Source organism: Pseudokineococcus lusitanus (assembly GCF_003751265.1).
Lineage (GTDB): Bacteria > Actinomycetota > Actinomycetes > Actinomycetales > Quadrisphaeraceae > Pseudokineococcus > Pseudokineococcus lusitanus.
Genome location: NZ_RJKN01000001.1, coordinates 513,374 through 530,722, shown reverse-complemented (window position 1 = coordinate 530,722; position 17,349 = coordinate 513,374). Strand labels below are relative to the sequence as shown.

Genomic DNA, 17,349 nt, shown 5'->3' with positions numbered 1-17,349 from the left:
GACGCCGGACGCTCGTCCTCGCGGTCCGGAGCGCGCGTGCGTGCGCCCGGGGCGAGGAGGACCGCGATGACCACGGCAGAGGCCGCAGGGCCGACGGGGAGCACGGGACCCACCACCGACGACGCGACCCCCCGCGGCGTGTACCCGCTCCCGTCCGCCGGGCGCACCGGTTCCGGGGGCGGGGTGCCGGCGTCGCCGTCGCTGCCCGACCTCGAGCGGCGCGTCCTCGGCTACTGGGCCGACGACGACACCTTCCGCGCCAGCGTCGAGCAGCGGCCGGCGGGCGAGGACGGCGCCAACGAGTACGTCTTCTACGACGGGCCGCCCTTCGCCAACGGCCTGCCGCACTACGGCCACCTGCTGACCGGCTACGTCAAGGACGTCGTCCCTCGCTTCCAGACGATGCGCGGCCGCCGGGTGGAGCGGCGCTTCGGCTGGGACTGCCACGGCCTGCCGGCCGAGCTCGAGGCCGAGCGCCAGCTGGGCATCGGCGGCAAGCGCGACGTCCTCGAGATGGGCATCGAGGTCTTCAACGAGGCCTGCCGCGAGAGCGTCCTGCGCTACACCGACGAGTGGCAGGAGTACGTCACCCGCCAGGCGCGCTGGGTCGACTTCGACCACGACTACAAGACGCTCGACCTCTCCTACATGGAGAGCGTCATGTGGGCGTTCAAGCGGCTGCACGACAAGGGCCTCGTCTACGAGGGCCGCCGCGTGCTGCCGTACTGCTGGCGCGACGAGACGCCGTTGTCCAACCACGAGCTGCGGATGGACGACGACGTCTACCAGCAGCGGCAGGACCCGGCGGTGACCGTCTGGTTCGGCCTCGAGACGGGCGAGCGGCTGCTCGCCTGGACGACGACGCCGTGGACCCTCCCGAGCAACCTCGCCGTCGCCGTCGGCCCCGACGTCGACTACGTCGTCGTGGAGGCGGGCCCCGCGGCGGCCGACGGCGGCGCGGGCGAGCGCTACGTCCTCGCGGAGGCACGCCTCGCGGCGTACGCCGAGGTGCTCGACCTCGGCGAGGAGCCGGCATCCCGCGTCGTCGGGCGGCTCGCGGGCTCCGAGCTCGTCGGCCGCCGCTACACGCCGCTCTTCGACTACCTGGTCGACGCCGACACCTTCGGCACGGGCGAGGCGTACGTCGTCGTGCCGAGCGACCACGTGACGACCGAGGACGGCACCGGCGTCGTCCACATGGCGCCCGCCTACGGCGAGGACGACCAGCGGGTCTGCGCCGAGCACGGCATCCCCGTCGTCCTCACCGTCGACGACCGGGCCCGCTTCACGTCCGTCGTCCCCGACTTCGAGGGCCAGCACGTCTTCGAGGCCAACACCCCCATCACCCGCGCGCTGCGCGAGCGGGGCCACGTCCTGCGCGCCGACTCCTACGTCCACTCCTACCCGCACTGCTGGCGCTGCCGGAACCCGCTGATCTACAAGGCGGTCTCGTCGTGGTTCGTCGAGGTGACGGCCTTCCGCGACCGCATGGTCGAGCTGAACCAGCAGGTCGAGTGGGTGCCGGCGCACGTCAAGGACGGCCAGTTCGGCAAGTGGCTGGAAGGCGCGCGCGACTGGTCGATCAGCCGCAACCGCTTCTGGGGCAGCCCGATCCCCGTCTGGGTGTCCGACGACCCCACGTACCCCCGGACCGACGTCTACGGCTCGCTCGACGAGCTCGAGCGCGACTTCGGCGTGCGACCGACGGACCTCCACCGGCCCTTCGTCGACGGGCTGACGCGGCCGAACCCCGACGACCCCACGGGCCGGTCGACGATGCGCCGCGTGCCGGACGTCCTCGACGTCTGGTTCGACTCGGGCTCCATGCCCTTCGCCCAGGTGCACGCCCCGTTCGAGGACGGCGAGTGGTTCGACCACCACTTCCCGGGCGACTTCGTCGTCGAGTACATCGGCCAGACGCGCGGCTGGTTCTACACGATGCACGTCCTCGCGACGGCGCTCTTCGACCGCCCCGCGTTCCGGCGCGTGGTCAGCCACGGCATCGTCCTGGGCGACGACGGCCAGAAGATGAGCAAGAGCCTGCGCAACTACCCCGACGTCGGCGAGGTCTTCGCCCGCGACGGCTCGGACGCGATGCGCTGGTTCCTCATGGCCTCGCCCGTCCTGCGCGGCGGCAACCTCGTCGTCACCGAGGCGGGCATCCGCGAGGGCGTCCGTGCCGTCCTGCTGCCGCTGTGGAACGCGTGGTCCTTCCTCGCGCTCTACGCCGGCTCGGCCGACGGCGGGCAGGGCCGGCGCGCCCGGCTCGACGCCCCCGCGTCGGAGGACCCGCTCGACCGCTACGTCGTCGCGCGGACGGCGACGCTCGTCGAGGACGTCACCGCGGCGCTCGACGTCGTCGACGTCGCCGGCGCGTGCGAGGCGGTGCGCGAGTACGTCGACGTCCTCACCAACTGGTACGTGCGCCGGTCCCGCGCGCGTTTCTGGGCGGAGGACCCGGCGGCCATGGACACGCTCGCGGGCGTGCTCGAGGTCGTCTGCCGGGTCGCGGCCCCGCTGCTGCCGCTGACGACCGAGGAGGTCTGGCGCGGCCTCACCGGCGGGCGCAGCGTCCACCTCGAGGACTGGCCGGTCGCCGGCCCCCGCGCCGACGGCGGCCACGGCCTCACGGCCGACCCCGACCTCGTCGCGGCGATGGACCGCGTGCGGGCGGTGTGCTCGGCGGCGCTCGCGCTGCGCAAGGCGCACGGGCTGCGCACGCGGCTCCCGCTCGCGCGGCTCGAGGTCGTCGTCGAGCGCGCGGCCGACGTCGCCGCCTTCGCCGACGTCGTCCGCGACGAGGTCAACGTCCGCGAGGTCGTCGTGCGCGACGTGGCGGAGGCCACGAGCGGCGTCACCGAGCGCGTCGTCGTCAACGCCCGGGCCGCCGGCCCGCGGCTCGGCAAGCAGGTGCAGGTGGCGCTCCGCGCCGCGAAGGCGGGCGACGTCGTCGTCGGCGAGGACGGCTCCGTCGTCGCCGGCGGGATCGCCCTGCAGGAGGGGGAGTACGAGGTGCAGCGGGTCGTGGGCGAGGAGGAGGCCGGGACGGCGACGCAGCTGCTGCCCGGCCGGCAGGGCTGGGTGGTCCTCTCGACGGACGTCACGCCGGAGCTGGCGGCCGAGGGCGTCGCCCGCGACGTCGTCCGCCTCGTCCAGCAGGCGCGCCGGGACGCGGGCCTCGCGGTCGGCGACCGGATCCGCCTCACGGTGCTCGGCGACGACGCCGTCGTCGCCGCGGTGTCGACGCACCAGGGGCTGCTCCAGCGCGAGACCCTCGCGACGTCCGTGGGCGTCGCGTCCTTCGCGACGGCCCGGGACCTCGGCGGCGCCGCGGGGGCGCTCGCCGACGCCGCGGCCGACCCGGGCGGCGGCGTCTCCGACGGCACCGTCGGCGACGGCGCGTCCGTGCGGGTCCGGGTGGAGCAGCGATGAGCGCGCCCTCGCCGCGGCTGCGCGCCGCGTACGCCGAGCTGCTCGCCCGCACCCCCGAGAACGCGGTCCAGCCGCGCCTCGGACCCGTGCGGCGGGCGCTCGAGCTCCTCGGCGACCCGCACCTCGCCTACCCCGTCGTCCACGTCGGCGGCACCAACGGCAAGACGTCGACGGCGCGGATCGCCGAGCGCCTGCTGCGCGAGCACGACCTGCGCACCGGCCGCTTCACGAGCCCGCACCTGCACAGCGTCACCGAGCGCATCTGCGTCGACGGGCTCCCGCTCGCCGACGACGCCTTCGCCGACCTCCACGAGGACGTCGCCCCCGTGCTCGCGCTCGTCGACGGCGAGCTGCGCGCGGCCGACGAGGTGCCGCTGACGTACTTCGAGACGCTCGCCGTCATGGCCTTCGCCGCCTTCGCGGAGGCGCCGGTCGACGTCGCCGTCGTCGAGGTCGGCCTCGGCGGCACGTGGGACGCGACGAACGTCGTCGAGTCCGCCGTCCAGGTGCTCACGCCCATCTCGCTCGACCACACCGACCTCCTCGGCGACACCGTCGAGGAGATCGCGGGGGAGAAGGCCGGCATCCTCCGCCGGGACGCCATCGCCGTCGTCGGGCTCCAGCCCGAGGGTGCCGCGGACGTCCTGCGCGAGCGCGCCGCGGCGCTGCGCACCCGGTACGTCGCCGAGGGCGAGCACGTGACGGTCGCCGGCCGGACGACGGCTGTCGGCGGGCAGGTCGTGGCGCTGCAGGGCCTCGCCGCCCGCTACGAGGACGTCTTCCTCCCGCTGCACGGCGAGCACCAGGCGCACAACGCCCTCCTGGCCGTCGTGGCCGTCGAAGCGCTCCTCGGCGGCGGGGAGCGGGCGCTCGACGGCGCCGTCCTCGAGGCGGCGCTCGGCGACGTCGCCGCCCCCGGGCGGCTCGAGGTCCTGCGGCCGTCGCCGCTCGTCGTCGTCGACGCCGCGCACAACCCCGCCGGCGTCGAGAGCCTCGTCGCGGCGATGGACGAGGCGTTCTCCGTCTCGCACGCCGTCGGCGTCGTCGGGGTGCTCGAGGGCAAGGACGCCGAGGGGGTCCTCGCGCTCCTCGAGCCGGTGCTGGCCGAGGTCGTCGTCACGCGGTCGTCCTCGCCGCGGGCCCTCGACGTCGACGACCTGGCCGACCTGGCGCGCGACGTCTTCGGCGAGGAGCGCGTGCACGTGGCGACGCAGCTGCCCGAGGCGCTCACCCGGGCCGTGGAGCTCGCGGACGTCGGCGGCGACGGCGAGGGCGGGGGCGGGGTCCTCGTCACCGGGTCCGTGACCGTGGCCGCCGAGGCCCGGCAGCTCCTCGGCGCGCCGGTCGTCGACCGGGCGTCGCGGGACGCCGACGGCACGTGGGGCGGCGACGACGGTGCCGACGACGACCGCGACCCGCTCGCGCTGCTCGGCGACCCCCTGGCGCTCGACGACGACCTCGACGGCGAGGACGCCGAGGACCTCGCCGACCGCGCCCGCGACGAGCGCGACGACCGCGGCGGCCCGTCGGGCGGGCGCCCGTGACGGCGCGGCTCGCCGCCTCGGTGCTCGTCCTCGAGGCCTTCCTCGTCTTCTTCGCCGTCCTCGCGGCGTCGCAGCTCTCGTCCGCGCCGACCGGTCTCGTCTGGGGCGGGGGCCTCGGCCTCGCGGTCGTCCTCGTCCTCGCCTCGGGGCTGGTGCGCCGGCCGTGGGGCATCACCCTCGGGTGGGTCCTGCAGGTCGTCGTCGTGCTCGGGGGGTTCGTGCTGCCGGCGATGTTCGGCCTCGGCGCCCTCTTCGTCGCCGTCTGGTTCGGGATGCTCCGCCTCGGCCGGAAGGTCGACCGCGACCGCGCCGCCTTCGTCGAGCGGTGGGGGCACCCGGACACGTGGGACGACGAGGCGCCGCCCGCCGCTCGTTAGTCTCGGCGCGGCCCGGCAACCCGTCGGCGCCGCGCCGCCGCGCCGGGTCGTCCCGGCCGACGACCCGGAGGACCCCCATGGCCGACCAGCAGACCGACGCCCCGGAGAAGGAGCGCGAGCGGACGCTCGTGCTCGTCAAGCCCGACGGCGTCGCCCGTGGCCTCGTCGGGGAGGTGCTCCGCCGCGTCGAGGCGAAGGGCTACCGCCTCGTCGCGCTCGACCTGCGCACCCCCGACCGCGAGGTCCTCGGGGCCCACTACGCCGAGCACGAGGGCAAGCCCTTCTACGAGCCGCTCCTCGAGTTCATGTCGTCGGGGCCCGTGGCCGCCGTCGTCGTCGAGGGCGAGCGCAGCATCGAGGGCTTCCGCAGCCTCGCCGGCACGACCGACCCCACGACCGCGGCGCCGGGCACCATCCGCGGCGACCTCGGCCGCGACTGGGGCCTGAAGGTCCAGCAGAACCTCGTCCACGGGTCCGACTCGCCGGAGTCGGCCGCCCGCGAGATCGGGCTGTGGTTCCCCGGCCTCTGAGCCCCTGCACCCGCTGACGAGGGCGGGCGTCGACGACGCGGACCGCGCCGTCGACGCCCGCCCTCGGTGCGTCGTGCGGCCCGTGCCGCCTCCCGACCGCCGCTCAGGAGGCGTAGGCCACGACGTTGTCGACGTAGTGCCCCGTGCGCGGGTCCACGTCGCCCCCGCACGTGACGAGGCGCAGCACCGGGGCGGGCGTGGGGCCGTAGACCCGGTCGGTGGGGAACGCGTCCTTGGGGAAGGACTCGACGGCGTCGACGGAGAAGGGCACCTCGGTGCCGTCCTCGAGGACGAGGACGACGTCGTCGCCCGGTGCCAGCTCGTCGAGGTCGGCGAAGACGGCCGGCACGCCGCCGAGCGCCACGTGCCCGGCCACGACGGCAGGCCCCCGCTCGCCCGGCAGGCTGCTCGTCGTCAACCACCCGGCGTCGCCCGCGGCCGTGGGCACCTCGATCGCGCCGTCGCCGCCGACGCCGAGGTCGACGAGCGGGGCGTCGACGCCGATGGCGGGCACGCGGACCGCGACGGGCCGCCGGCCCTCGGGCACGGCGGGCGCCTCGCCGGCGGGGCCCGGGACGGCCTGCGCGCCGGACACCTCGGCCTGCGGCGCGCTCGTGCCCGCGGGGGTCGGGATGGGGGCCGCGACGACGCCGGGGGCGGCACCGGGCTCGGCCGTGGGAAAGGTCGGCGCCGGGGTCGTCGCCGGGGGCGTCGTGGGGGCCGCCGAGGCCGAGGGCGCGGGCTCGGCGGCCGCACGGCCGGGTCCCGGCGTGGCCGGCGCGCCGCAGGCGGTCACGGCGAGGAGGGCGAGGCCCAGGCACGCCGCGGCGGCGGGACGGCGGGCGCCGACGCCCGCCGCCCGCCGCCCGGGGGGCGGCGTCACGCCCGGCGACGCCGCACGACGACGCCGGCCGCGCCGACGGCGAGGAGCAGGGCGGCGCCGGCGCCGACGAGCGCCGGGCCGGACGTGGTCCCGGTCGCGGCGGGCTCCACGGCCCCGGTGCCGGTGGCCGCGCCGCCGACGGGGGTCGTCGTCGTGCCCGCGGCGTCGACGACGCCCTGCAGGCGCAGGCCGTCGTCGCCGTCGAGGACGAGCAGCGTGTAGACCGTGCCGGCCTCCATCTGCACCTCGGTCGTGCCCCGGGTGCCCTCGCCGACGGCGTCGAGCGTCCACGGCCCGGCGGGGACCTCGGCGTAGCCGGTCGGCCGGCCGAACGCAGCGCCGCGGGCGACGACGGGGCCGTCCACCGCGGTCACGTCGACCGTGGGGCTGCTCTGCGCCGCCGGCAGCAGGCGCACGCGCGCCGTGCCGGGGGAGGGCGGGGTGAGGTCGTCGGAGAGGACGGCGAGGCGGGGGCTGTCGGTCGTGCCGAGCCCGGCGACCGTGGAGGCGGCACCAGCGCGCGCCTCGAGGCCCGTGGTGAGCAGCGGCTCGCTCGACGGGTCGGCGCCGGCGGTCCTCAGCTCGGCGACGTAGGCGCCCGGCGGCAGGGCCTCGTACTCGCCGACGGCGCCGTAGGTGGCGCCGAAGGCGAGCTCGACGGCGGGCTCGGCACCCTCGGCGGCCTCCCCGGAGACGCGGTCCACCGGGGTGACGCTGATGTCCATGGCGCCGAGGCCGGGGACGAGGTGCGCGGCGCGCACCCAGGCGTCCGAGGCCGGGGCGGCGGCCGCGGCGGTCGGCGCCGGGGCGGCCCACGCGACGAGGGCGGCGGCCACGAGGGCGGCGAGCGCGAGGACACCGGTGCGGTGGGCACGCGGCACGGGCAGGGCCTGCGCGGTGGCGCGGGCGGCGGGCGGCTGGCTGGTCATGCGGGCCTCCTGGGCCTGGCGGGTCCTGCGCGGTCGGCGCCGCCCCGGTCCCGGCCCCACCACCCTGCGGCGTCACGGGGGCGCCGGAGGGGTGGCGTAGCACGGTCGTCGTGGCTGCGCGTGACGGAGAGCCTGGCGCCGTCCCCCCCGACGCGCCACCCGGTCGCTCCGGGCGACGGCGGCACGGCGCCCGCGACTCCCCGTCCACCCGCTTCGGGACGCCCGCACGGCCGGATGGGTCCGGGTTCGTCACCCTCCGCCCGGTCCGGCGAGGGGCCGGGCGGGGCGGTGCCCCCGGGTGCCGTCGGCGCGCGCGGTGGCCGCTCGCCGGGGCGTGGGTAGCCTCGGGCCGGTCCGCAGCACCCGCCCGTCGCCGGGAGACCCCCATGCCGCCCGCCGACCGCCCCGTGCGCGCCCGCCGCGCCGTCCTCGCCCCCGCCGCGGCGGCCCGGCCGTGACCGCCGTGCGCATCCGGCCCGCCGTCCTCGAGGCCGCCGGGGACATCGCCGCCCTCGCGCTGCTGCGGCGGGCCGCGGCCTCAGAGCAGGGGCCCGCCCCCGCCGAGGACGACTTCGGCCGTCGCTTCGCCGCCTGGGTGCGGGCCCAGGCGGCCCACCGCACCTTCTGGCTCGCGGAGTCGCGGGGCCAGGACGGCGCCTCCCGGCCGGCCGGGATGCGCCTGCCCGTCGGCATGGTCGGGCTCCACCGCTACGAGCGTCTGCCCAGCCCCGGCGAGCCGACGAGCACGTGGGGGTACGTGGGCAACCTCTTCGTGCTGCCCGACCACCGCGACGGCGGCACGGGCGGCGCGCTGCTCGAGGCGGTGCTCGACCACGCCCGCGGCCAGGGGATGGCGCGCGTGGTGCTCTCGCCGAACGGCGTGCGGGCGGGCCGCCTGTTCCGCCGGGCCGGGTTCCGGGACGCCCGCGAGCTCCTCGTGCACCCGCTCGACACGGTCGACGACGAGCCGACGCCGGACCTCGACGAGCTCGTGCACCCGCTGGACCAGCACCCCCTCGACTGACGGCCCGTCGTCGCCGGGCGGTCACGTCCCGCTGTGCGATACTCCGAGCGGTCGACCGGCAGGCCGCACCTGCCGACCGGCCCGACGACGTCTCACCGCCCTCGACGGGCGCCCGACGCGCGCCGCCGTCCGCGTCCAGCGCGGGGAGGGCCGACGCGGAGGACGCCCGAGGGGCCCCGGTGGCCGCGGCAGATCCGCCGGCCGCCGGACGAGCCGCCGGCGGTGCCCGGGTCCACCGCGCGCACGAGCGCCGCGAGGCCCGGCACACCCCTGACTTCCGTCGCCCCCGGGCGACGACGAACCGCCGGCGCGGGATGGTGCGGCCGACCCCTCGGCGCAGGAACGGGAGCGCCCCCGTGGCACCTCAGGACACCTCCGGCCCGGTCGACGGCACCACCGCGGGCCCCGGCGAGGACGACGGCGCCGCGGCGCCCGCCACCCGCCCCCGCCGCCGTCGCGCGGCCACCCGCCCGGCCGGCCCGCCGGCGGGCGAGACGACGGGCACGACGGCGGCCGCCCCCGCGGAGCCGACGGCCCCGGCCGCCGACCCGGCACCGACTGCCCTGGCCGCCGACCCGGCACCGACTGCCCTGGCCGCCGACCCGGCACCGGCGGCCCCGGTCGCCGAGCCAGTCCTCGAGCCGGCCCCCGCGCAGGACGCGGGCCCGGTCGCCGAGCCGGCCCCCGACGCCGCGCCGGCGCCCCGCAAGCGCGCCCCGCGCCGTCGCAAGGCCGCCGCCCCCGCCGCCGAGACCGAGCCCGTCGCCGACACGGCCCCGACGACCGACGCGGCGGACGCCGCGCCCGACGCCGCGCCGGCCCCGACGACCCCCGAGCCGGTCGCGGGCACGGACGAGGTCCCGGCCGAGAGCGCGCCGAGGGCGCCGCGTCGCCGTCGGGCCACCCGCAAGGCCGCAGCGCCCGTCGAGGCAGCGCCCGCCGACGCCACCCCCGCTGACGCCACCCCCGCCGACGCCACCCCCGCCGACGCCACCCCCGCTGACGCCACCTCGGCCGACGCCACGCCCGCGGAGGCCGCTGCCGCCGAGGCCGCGCCACTCGCGGACGTCGTCGGTGAGCAGCCGCAGCCCGTGGACGCGACGACCGCCCCCGCGTCGGCCGAGGAGCCGGCCGCCGCGGACGCACCGGTCGAGGAGCCCGTCGCCGACGAGACCCCCGCCGTCGCCGACGAGCCCCCCGCCGTCGCCGACGAGCCCGCCGCGGCGCCGTCCGCCGTGCCCGCCGCGCTGTTCCAGGCGCCCGTCACCGCGGCGCCGCCCCGCCGCCGTCGTGCCGCCTCGCGGCCCGCCGGCCCACCCGTCCACGTCGAGCCCGGTGCCGCCGCGGCGCCCGGCACCGAGACCCCCACCGGCACCACGGCCCCCGCCGCGGCGCCGGTCCGCGAGGACGTCCCGCGCGAGGAGCCGGCGCCCGCGCCGAGCGAGCGCACCGTCCCGAGCGCCGACGTCGACGACGAGGGGGCGACCGCCCGCCCGGACGCCGGGGCCGCCGTCACCGCCGCGCTCGACGAGCTGGGCCGCCGCGGGCGCCCCTCGCGCCGACGCCGTCGCGGCGGGGCCGCCGACGAGGACGCCGAGCCCGCCGACGTCGCCGTGCCGACGGCCGAGGTCGACGCCGAGCCCGCCGCGGCCGCGACGGACGAGGACGACGAGCGCGACGACACCGCGTCCGGCCGCGACGACGAGGGCGGCCGTCGCCGTCGTCGTCGGGGAGGCCGTGGCCGCCGCCGCCGCGGGGGCGAGGACGACGGCGCCCCCGAGGGCGAGCAGGCCGACGAGACCGGCGACGACGGTGACGAGGGCGACGACCGCGGCGACGCCGACGCGCCCTCCGGCACCGCCGACGCCCCGTCCGGCACCGCCGACGACGCGGACGACGAGGGCGACGACGACGCGGAGCGCGGCTCGAGCCGTCGCCGTCGCCGTCGCCGTCGCGGCTCCTCCGGCGGGGACGACGCCGAGGGCGGCGACGCGGGCGAGTCCCGCGCGGACCGCCAGCGCCGCCGCGCCGAGGACGAGGTGACGGGCCTCAAGGGGTCCACGCGCCTCGAGGCCAAGCGCCAGCGCCGCCGTGACGGGCGTGACGGCGGCCGTCGTCGTCCCGTGCTCACCGAGGCGGAGTTCCTCGCCCGGCGCGAGAGCGTCGAGCGCGTCATGGTCGTCCGCGAGCGCGGCGACCGGACGCAGATCGCCGTGCTCGAGGACGGCCTGCTCGTCGAGCACTACGTCGCCCGGCGCACCCAGACCTCGATGGTCGGCAACGTCTACCTCGGCAAGGTCCAGAACGTGCTGCCGAGCATGGAGGCCGCCTTCGTCGACTGCGGCCGCGGCCGCAACGCCGTCCTCTACGCGGGCGAGGTCAACTGGGACGCCGCCGGCCTGTCCGGCCAGCCCCGCCGCATCGAGCTGGCGCTCAAGGCCGGCGACCCCGTCCTCGTCCAGGTGACGAAGGACCCGGTCGGCCACAAGGGCGCCCGCCTCACGAGCCAGGTCTCGCTGCCCGGCCGCTACCTCGTCTACGTGCCGAACGGCTCGATGACCGGTATCAGCCGCAAGCTGCCCGACACCGAGCGCACGCGCCTCAAGCGCATCCTCAAGGCCGTCGTGCCCGAGGGCGCCGGCGTCATCGTCCGCACGGCCGCCGAGGGCGCCAGCGAGGACGAGCTGCGCCGCGACGTCGAGCGGCTGCAGGAGCAGTGGGCGTCGATCCAGCAGCGCTCCACGGCGGTCAGCGCGCCCGCGGCGCTGTCCACCGAGCCCGACCTCGCCGTCAAGGTCGTCCGCGACGTCTTCAACGAGGACTTCTCGCGCCTCGTCGTCGAGGGCGAGGACGTCTGGCGGGTCGTCAGCGAGTACGTCGGCGGCGTCGCCCCCGACCTCGCCGAGCGGGTCGTCCGCAGCGACGACGTCGACGTGTTCGCGACCTACCGCGTCGACGAGCAGATCGCCAAGGCGCTGGACCGCAAGGTCTACCTGCCCTCCGGCGGCTCGCTCGTCATCGACCGCACCGAGGCCATGACGGTCGTCGACGTCAACACCGGCAAGTTCACCGGCGCGGGCGGCAACCTCGAGGAGACGGTCACCCGCAACAACCTCGAGGCCGCCGAGGAGGTCGTGCGCCAGCTCCGGCTGCGCGACGTCGGCGGGATCATCGTCGTCGACTTCATCGACATGGTCCTCGAGAGCAACCGGGACCTCGTCCTGCGACGCCTCGTCGAGTGCCTCGGCCGCGACCGCACGAAGCACCAGGTCGCCGAGGTCACCTCGCTGGGCCTCGTCCAGATGACGCGCAAGCGCGTCGGCCAGGGCCTCATCGACGTCTTCAGCGAGCCGTGCGAGCACTGCGGCGGACGGGGCGTCCTGCTCCACGACGAGCCCCTCGTCGGGCGCTCGGGCGGCGGCAACGGCGGCGGTGGCACCGGCGGTGGCAACGGCGGCGGTGGCACCCCCGACGAGGGCCGCGGTGGCCGGCGCGGCGGCGGCGAGCAGCCCTCCGACGACGGCGAGGGCGGAGGGCGCTCCCGGCGCTCGCGCCGCGGTCGTGGCAGCGGCTCGGGCGGCGGCCAGGGCGCGGCGGCGGCCGAGGAGCCGGCGGCGGCGCCCGCGGCCGAGGGGACCGGGGACGAGGGTCCCGAGCGCCGGGCGGCCTCCGCCCGCGAGGTCGCCGAGGCCATCGCCCGGGTGGCCCGCGCCACCCGGCACGACCACGACGGCGACCACGAGGACGAGCACGACGCGCCCGCCGTGGACGCCGCCGGCACCGCCGCGGCCCTCGACGCCGCGGTGGCCGCGGCCTCCGGGCCCGCCCCCGTCGGGGACGGGGTCGACGTGGCGCTGGCCGACGCGGCCGGCGAGGACGACGGCGCCGTGCAGCAGGTGGGTGCCCAGGAGCCGGGCACCGACCCGTCGGCGCCCGTCGAGGAGCCCACGGGGGCCGGGGCGGACGTCGCCGCCGACGACGGCGCGGGCGCCACCGAGGTGGCGGACGGGACCGCCGTGGACGCGGCCGGCAGCGACGCGCCGGCCGAGGCCGACGCGCCGGCCGAGGGCGGGCCCGCCGCAGGCGCCGAGCCGGCGGACGCGACGGACCTGCCGGCCGCGGACGAGGGCGGGACGACCGACCGCTGACGCACGCCGCGGCGGGCCCCGCCCGCCGCGCCCGACGAGGGCCCCGCCGCGCACCGCGGCGGGGCCCTCGTCGTCGGTGCGGCGCCCGCCCCGGCGCCCCGGTGGTGCCGCCACGCGCCGAGCGACGCGGCCGCCGGGCGCACTAGGGTCGGCCGCGGCACGGGGTGCCCGTCGTCCGCGGACGAGGGCTGAGAACACACCCGTCGAACCTGCTCTCGTCAGCACGAGCGAAGGGATGTCCCCATGGCCGCGCGCCACGGCACCACCACGACCGGTCGCGAGCCCGGCCCGACCGGCCCCGACGGCGACCTCGCCGCGGCCGTCGTCGCCGCGCACGGGGCCCTGCGCGCCGGGCGGCCGCTGGTCGCCTGCCTCACCAACGAGGTCGTCGTCCAGGTCACGGCCAACGCGCTGCTCGCCGCCGGCGCCTCGCCCGCGATGCCGCGCCACCCCGTCGAGGCCGCCCAGCTCGCCGGGCTGTCCGGAGGGCTGCTCGTCAACCTCGGCACGGTCGACGACGTCCAGGAGGACGCCGCCGGGCGCGCGGTCGGCGCGGCCGCCGCGGCCCACGTGCCGTGGGTCCTCGACCCCGTCGCCGTCGGCGTCCTCGACCACCGGACGGCCATCGCCCGCGACCTCGTCCGCCGGGCCCCGACCGCGGTGCGCGGCAACGCCTCCGAGGTCATGGCCCTGGCCGGCGTCGGTGCCGGCGGCCGCGGGACCGACACGACCCACGGCGTCGACGACGCCGCGGCCGCCGCGGCGGACCTCGCCTCCACCTCCGGCGCGGTCGTCGCCGTCTCGGGGAAGGTGGACCTCGTCGTCGCCCCCGACGGCCGGTCGCTGCGCGTCACGGGCGGCTCCGCCCTCGGCACGCGTGTCACCGGCTTCGGCTGCGCGCTCGGCGGCGTCGTCGCCGCCTACCTCGCCACGACCCCGCCGGAGGGCGACCCGCTCGTCGCCGTCGCGGCCGCCCACGCCCACGTCTCGGCCGCCGCCGGGCGCGCGGCCGAGGGCGCCCGCGGCCCCGGCTCCTTCGCCGTCGCGTGGCTCGACGAGCTCGACGCGGTGACCGCCGAGGACGTCGCGGCGCTCGTCCGTCCCGGCGCCGCGGCGTGAGCACCGCCACGACGGCCACGCCGCGGGAGCGGCTGCGGGCCGACCCGGCGCGGGTCCTGCGCACCTACCTCGTCACCGACACCGCCCAGTGCGGCGACCGGGGGGTCCTCGCCGTCGTCCGCGAGGCCGTCGCGGGCGGGGCGGGCGTCGTCCAGGTCCGCGAGAAGGGCTCTGACGCGGTGCGCGGGGAGCTCGTCCGCGCCGTCGTCGCGGCCGTGGGGGAGCGGGCGCTCGTCCTCGTCGACGACGACGTCGAGCTGGCCGTCGCCGCCGGGGCGGCGGGCGCCCACGTCGGCCAGGGCGACGGCGACCCCCGCCGGGCGCGCGAGCTGCTCGGGCCGGGCGCGGTCCTGGGCCTGTCCGCCTCGACGGCCGCCGAGGTGGCCGCCGCGGCCGTCGTCGGCGTGGAGGAGCCGGGCGGCCGCCCCGTCGTCGACTACCTCGGCCTCGGCCCCGTGTGGGCGACGGCCACGAAGCCCCGCGCCGCCGCGCCGCTCGGCCTCGACGGGCTGGCCGACCTCGTCGTCGCCGCCCGCGACGCCGACCTGCCCTCCGTGGCCATCGGCGGCGTGGACCTCGCCCGCGTCGCCGCCGTCCGCGCGACGGGGGTCGACGGCATCTGCGCCGTCTCGGCGATCTGCCGGGCCGACGACCCGCGGGCGGCCACGGCGGCGCTCGACGCGCCGGCGACGACGGCGGTGGCGCGGTGAGCGTCGTCGCGCTGTCCGTCGCGGGCAGCGACCCCAGCGGCGGGGCCGGCGTCCAGGCCGACCTCGCCACCTTCGGGGCCCTGTCCGCCTTCGGCACAGCGGTCCTCACCGCGCTGACGGCGCAGAGCACCGCCGGCGTGGCCGGCGTCCACGGCGTGCCGCCCGCGTTCGTGGCGCAGCAGCTGGAGGTGCTCCTCGACGACGTCGAGGTCGACGCCGCCAAGACCGGCATGCTCGGCGAGGCCGCGGTCGTCGAGGCCGTCGTGGAGGTGCTGCAGCGGCGCCCGCTGCCGCACCTCGTCGTCGACCCGGTGATGGTCGCCACGAGCGGGGACCGGCTGCTCGCCGACGACGCCGTCGCGGCCGTGCGGGACCGGCTCGTCCCCCTCGCCGACCTCCTCACCCCCAACCTCCCCGAGGCGGCGGTCCTCCTCGGCGGCGAGGAGGCCGCGGACGTCGACGGCATGCGCGAGCAGGCGCTCGCCCTGCGGGCGCTCGGCGCCCGGGCCGTGCTCCTCAAGGGGGGCCACCTGCCGGCCGGGCCGGACGGCGGCGGCGACGTCGTCGACGTCCTCGCGACCGAGGACGGCCTCGAGGTGCTGACGTCCCCGCGCCTGCGCTCGCGGTCGACCCACGGCACCGGCTGCGTCCTGTCGGCCGCCTGCGCCGCCCTCCGGCCGCGCCGCGACGGCTGGTCGGCGACGGTCCGGGACGCACGGCAGCACCTGGCCCGGGCCATCGCCGAGGGGGAGCGGCTCGGCGTCGGCCGCGCCGCGCGCTCCGGCCGCGGCCACGGCCCCGTGCACCACCACGCCGGCTGGTGGGACGCCGGCACCGGCGCCCCGCTCGGCAGCCGGGTGGGGCCGTGAGCGCCGCCCGGGACGGCGCGGACGGCACGGACGGCCCCGTGGGCTTCCGCGCGCGCGTCGCCGCCGCCTCGGCGGACGTGCGGGCCGCCGTCGACGCGCTGCCGTTCCTCGCCGCGCTGGGCGACGGCACGCTCGACCCGGCCGTCTTCCGCCACTACCTCGAGCAGGACGGCTGCTACCTGCGGGAGTACACGCGGGCGCTCGCGCTGCTCGCGGCGCGGGCGCCCCGCACCGACGACGCCGAGGTGTGGGCGGGGTCGGCCGCCGCGGCCGTCGTCGCCGAGCGCGAGCTGCACGCCGACCTCCTCGGGCACCCGCTGCTGTCCCGGACGGGGGAGCCCGGCGACGGTCCGTCCGGCCCGTCCGTGCCCGTCCGTCCGTCCCCGACGACGCTCGGCTACGCCTCGTGGCTCGTCGCCCGCGCCGCGACGGCGCCCTACGCCGTGGCCGCCGCCGCGGTGCTGCCGTGCTTCACCGTCTACGCGGAGGTGGGCCGCGCGCTCGCCGCCCGCTCGTCCGAGGTGCCGGACAACCCCTTCGCCCGGTGGACGGCGGCCTACGCCGACCCGGCCTTCCAGGCGGCCTCGGCGGCCGCCGCCGACGTCGTCGAGCGGGCCGTGGCCGACGCCCCGGGCGACGCCGACGAGGCCGTGGCGACGGCGGTCCTCGCCACCCGGTACGAGTGGGCCTTCTGGGACGCCGCCTGGCGCCGGGAGGGCTGGCCGGTCTGACGGCGGCGCGCCGGGCGCTGGTTTGACCGGCGCGTCGCGGCGTCCGTACTGTGGCCCGGTCGCGCCACCGGTGCACCCGTGCGCCGTGCGCGCCCCCCACCCCGTGCGGTGGGTCGCCGCGCCGGCCACCCGCAACACCCGCAGTCCAGCCCGAACACGCCCCAGGCGCCTCGCAGCGAGCGGCGCCTCACGCCGGTCCCCGGACCGGTCGACGTCAGGAGAGTTCCCCGTGGTGTACGCCATCGTCCGCGCCGGCGGCCGTCAGGAGAAGGTGTCGGTGGGCAGCGAGCTGCTCATCGACCGCGTCGGCGGCGGCACCCCCGCGGCGGGCACCGCTCTCCAGCTCGCCCCCCTCCTCCTCGTCGACGGCACGACCGTCACGAGCGACGCAGCGGCGCTGGCCGGCGTCACCGTCACGGCCGAGGTCGTCGACGAGGTCAAGGGCCCGAAGATCACGATCCTCCGGTACAAGAACAAGACCGGGTACCGGAAGCGTCAGGGCCACCGCCAGAAGCACACCCGCGTCCGCATCACCGCGATCGACAGCTGACGCGCGGGGGCGGCCCCGCCGCCCCCTCCCGCCGACCACGTCGTCGGCCGCACGACCGCTCGTCCACCAGACCTCAGCACCACCGCCGACCGGAGGCACAGCCATGGCACACAAGAAGGGCGCGAGCTCCAGCCGCAACGGCCGCGACTCGAACGCGCAGCGACTGGGCGTGAAGCGCTTCGGCGGCCAGGAGGTGAAGGCCGGCGAGATCATCGTCCGTCAGCGCGGCACCCACTTCCACCCCGGCGACAACGTCGGCCGCGGCAAGGACGACACGCTGTTCGCCCTCACCCCGGGCGCGGTCCTCTTCGGCACCCGTCGTGGTCGCCGCACCGTCAACATCGTCGCGCCGGTGGCCCTCGAGGCCGTCGCCGACTGACGACGAGCACCACGGCCGGCGCCCCTGCGGTGCCGGCGCCACGAGAGGGGTGAGCCGGTCGGCTCGCCCCTCTCGTGCGTCCGGGCCCCGCGCCCGCGACGTCCCGCACCACCCCGCCAGACCC

General features: G+C 78.5%; 14 protein-coding genes. 12 read left to right on the top strand and 2 right to left on the bottom strand.

Going from position 1 to position 17,349, the window contains the following annotated elements; translation table 11 throughout:
* Window positions 1–138 precede the first annotated feature (138 nt).
* The 4 genes from ileS to ndk all read left to right on the top strand — a co-directional run bounded on the left by ileS (window position 139) and on the right by ndk (window position 5,883).
* The gene (ileS, locus tag EDC03_RS02370) at window positions 139–3,432 is read left to right on the top strand and encodes an isoleucine--tRNA ligase (protein ID WP_422393787.1); all 3,294 of its coding nucleotides are present in this window, start codon (window positions 139–141) and stop codon (window positions 3,430–3,432) included.
* On the top strand, window positions 3,429–4,976 hold the full coding sequence (locus EDC03_RS02365; RefSeq protein WP_199719858.1) for a bifunctional folylpolyglutamate synthase/dihydrofolate synthase: 1,548 nt from the start codon (window positions 3,429–3,431) through the stop codon (window positions 4,974–4,976). The genes ileS and EDC03_RS02365 overlap by 4 nt, the downstream gene beginning before the upstream one ends.
* Window positions 4,973–5,353 (top strand): DUF4233 domain-containing protein, encoded by a 381-nt coding sequence (locus EDC03_RS02360; RefSeq protein WP_158674170.1) that lies wholly within the window; start codon window positions 4,973–4,975, stop codon window positions 5,351–5,353. The genes EDC03_RS02365 and EDC03_RS02360 overlap by 4 nt, the downstream gene beginning before the upstream one ends.
* A 77-nt stretch (window positions 5,354–5,430) precedes the next feature.
* Window positions 5,431–5,883: a nucleoside-diphosphate kinase gene (gene ndk / locus EDC03_RS02355; protein WP_123378546.1), complete on the top strand. Its 453-nt coding sequence runs from the start codon at window positions 5,431–5,433 to the stop codon at window positions 5,881–5,883.
* A gap of 103 nt (window positions 5,884–5,986) precedes the next feature.
* Here ndk and EDC03_RS02350 read toward each other — a convergent pair whose 3' ends face one another.
* On the bottom strand, window positions 5,987–6,766 hold the full coding sequence (locus EDC03_RS02350; RefSeq protein ID WP_123378545.1) for a sortase domain-containing protein: 780 nt from the start codon (window positions 6,764–6,766) through the stop codon (window positions 5,987–5,989).
* Window positions 6,763–7,695: a DUF4397 domain-containing protein gene (locus EDC03_RS02345; RefSeq protein ID WP_123378544.1), complete on the bottom strand. Its 933-nt coding sequence runs from the start codon at window positions 7,693–7,695 to the stop codon at window positions 6,763–6,765. Before EDC03_RS02345 ends, EDC03_RS02350 begins: the two co-directional genes overlap by 4 nt.
* Before the next feature lie 454 nt (window positions 7,696–8,149).
* On the opposite strand from EDC03_RS02345, the gene EDC03_RS02340 reads away from it, so the two are divergent.
* The 8 genes from EDC03_RS02340 (at window position 8,150) to rpmA (ending at window position 17,225) form a co-directional block, all read left to right on the top strand.
* Complete coding sequence (locus tag EDC03_RS02340; protein ID WP_123378543.1) at window positions 8,150–8,719, top strand: GNAT family N-acetyltransferase; 570 nt, start codon at window positions 8,150–8,152, stop codon at window positions 8,717–8,719.
* A gap of 356 nt (window positions 8,720–9,075) precedes the next feature.
* A complete protein-coding gene (locus EDC03_RS18355) occupies window positions 9,076–12,867 on the top strand; it encodes an Rne/Rng family ribonuclease (protein ID WP_199719857.1) in 3,792 nt (1,263 codons plus the stop codon).
* A 243-nt stretch (window positions 12,868–13,110) separates the two neighbouring features.
* Window positions 13,111–13,986: a hydroxyethylthiazole kinase gene (thiM, locus tag EDC03_RS02330; protein WP_123378542.1), complete on the top strand. Its 876-nt coding sequence runs from the start codon at window positions 13,111–13,113 to the stop codon at window positions 13,984–13,986.
* A complete protein-coding gene (gene thiE / locus EDC03_RS02325) occupies window positions 13,983–14,696 on the top strand; it encodes a thiamine phosphate synthase (RefSeq protein ID WP_241966983.1) in 714 nt (237 codons plus the stop codon). The genes thiM and thiE overlap by 4 nt, the downstream gene beginning before the upstream one ends.
* Complete coding sequence (thiD, locus tag EDC03_RS02320) at window positions 14,693–15,565, top strand: bifunctional hydroxymethylpyrimidine kinase/phosphomethylpyrimidine kinase (RefSeq protein ID WP_123378541.1); 873 nt, start codon at window positions 14,693–14,695, stop codon at window positions 15,563–15,565. Before thiE ends, thiD begins: the two co-directional genes overlap by 4 nt.
* Window positions 15,562–16,296, top strand: a complete 735-nt coding sequence (locus EDC03_RS02315; protein ID WP_241966982.1) for a thiaminase II/PqqC family protein — start codon at window positions 15,562–15,564, stop codon at window positions 16,294–16,296. Before thiD ends, EDC03_RS02315 begins: the two co-directional genes overlap by 4 nt.
* A 232-nt stretch (window positions 16,297–16,528) precedes the next feature.
* Window positions 16,529–16,846, top strand: a complete 318-nt coding sequence (rplU, locus tag EDC03_RS02310) for a 50S ribosomal protein L21 (RefSeq protein ID WP_123378787.1) — start codon at window positions 16,529–16,531, stop codon at window positions 16,844–16,846.
* A 103-nt stretch (window positions 16,847–16,949) separates the two neighbouring features.
* Window positions 16,950–17,225: a 50S ribosomal protein L27 gene (gene rpmA / locus EDC03_RS02305; protein WP_123378540.1), complete on the top strand. Its 276-nt coding sequence runs from the start codon at window positions 16,950–16,952 to the stop codon at window positions 17,223–17,225.
* Window positions 17,226–17,349: the final 124 nt, after the last annotated feature.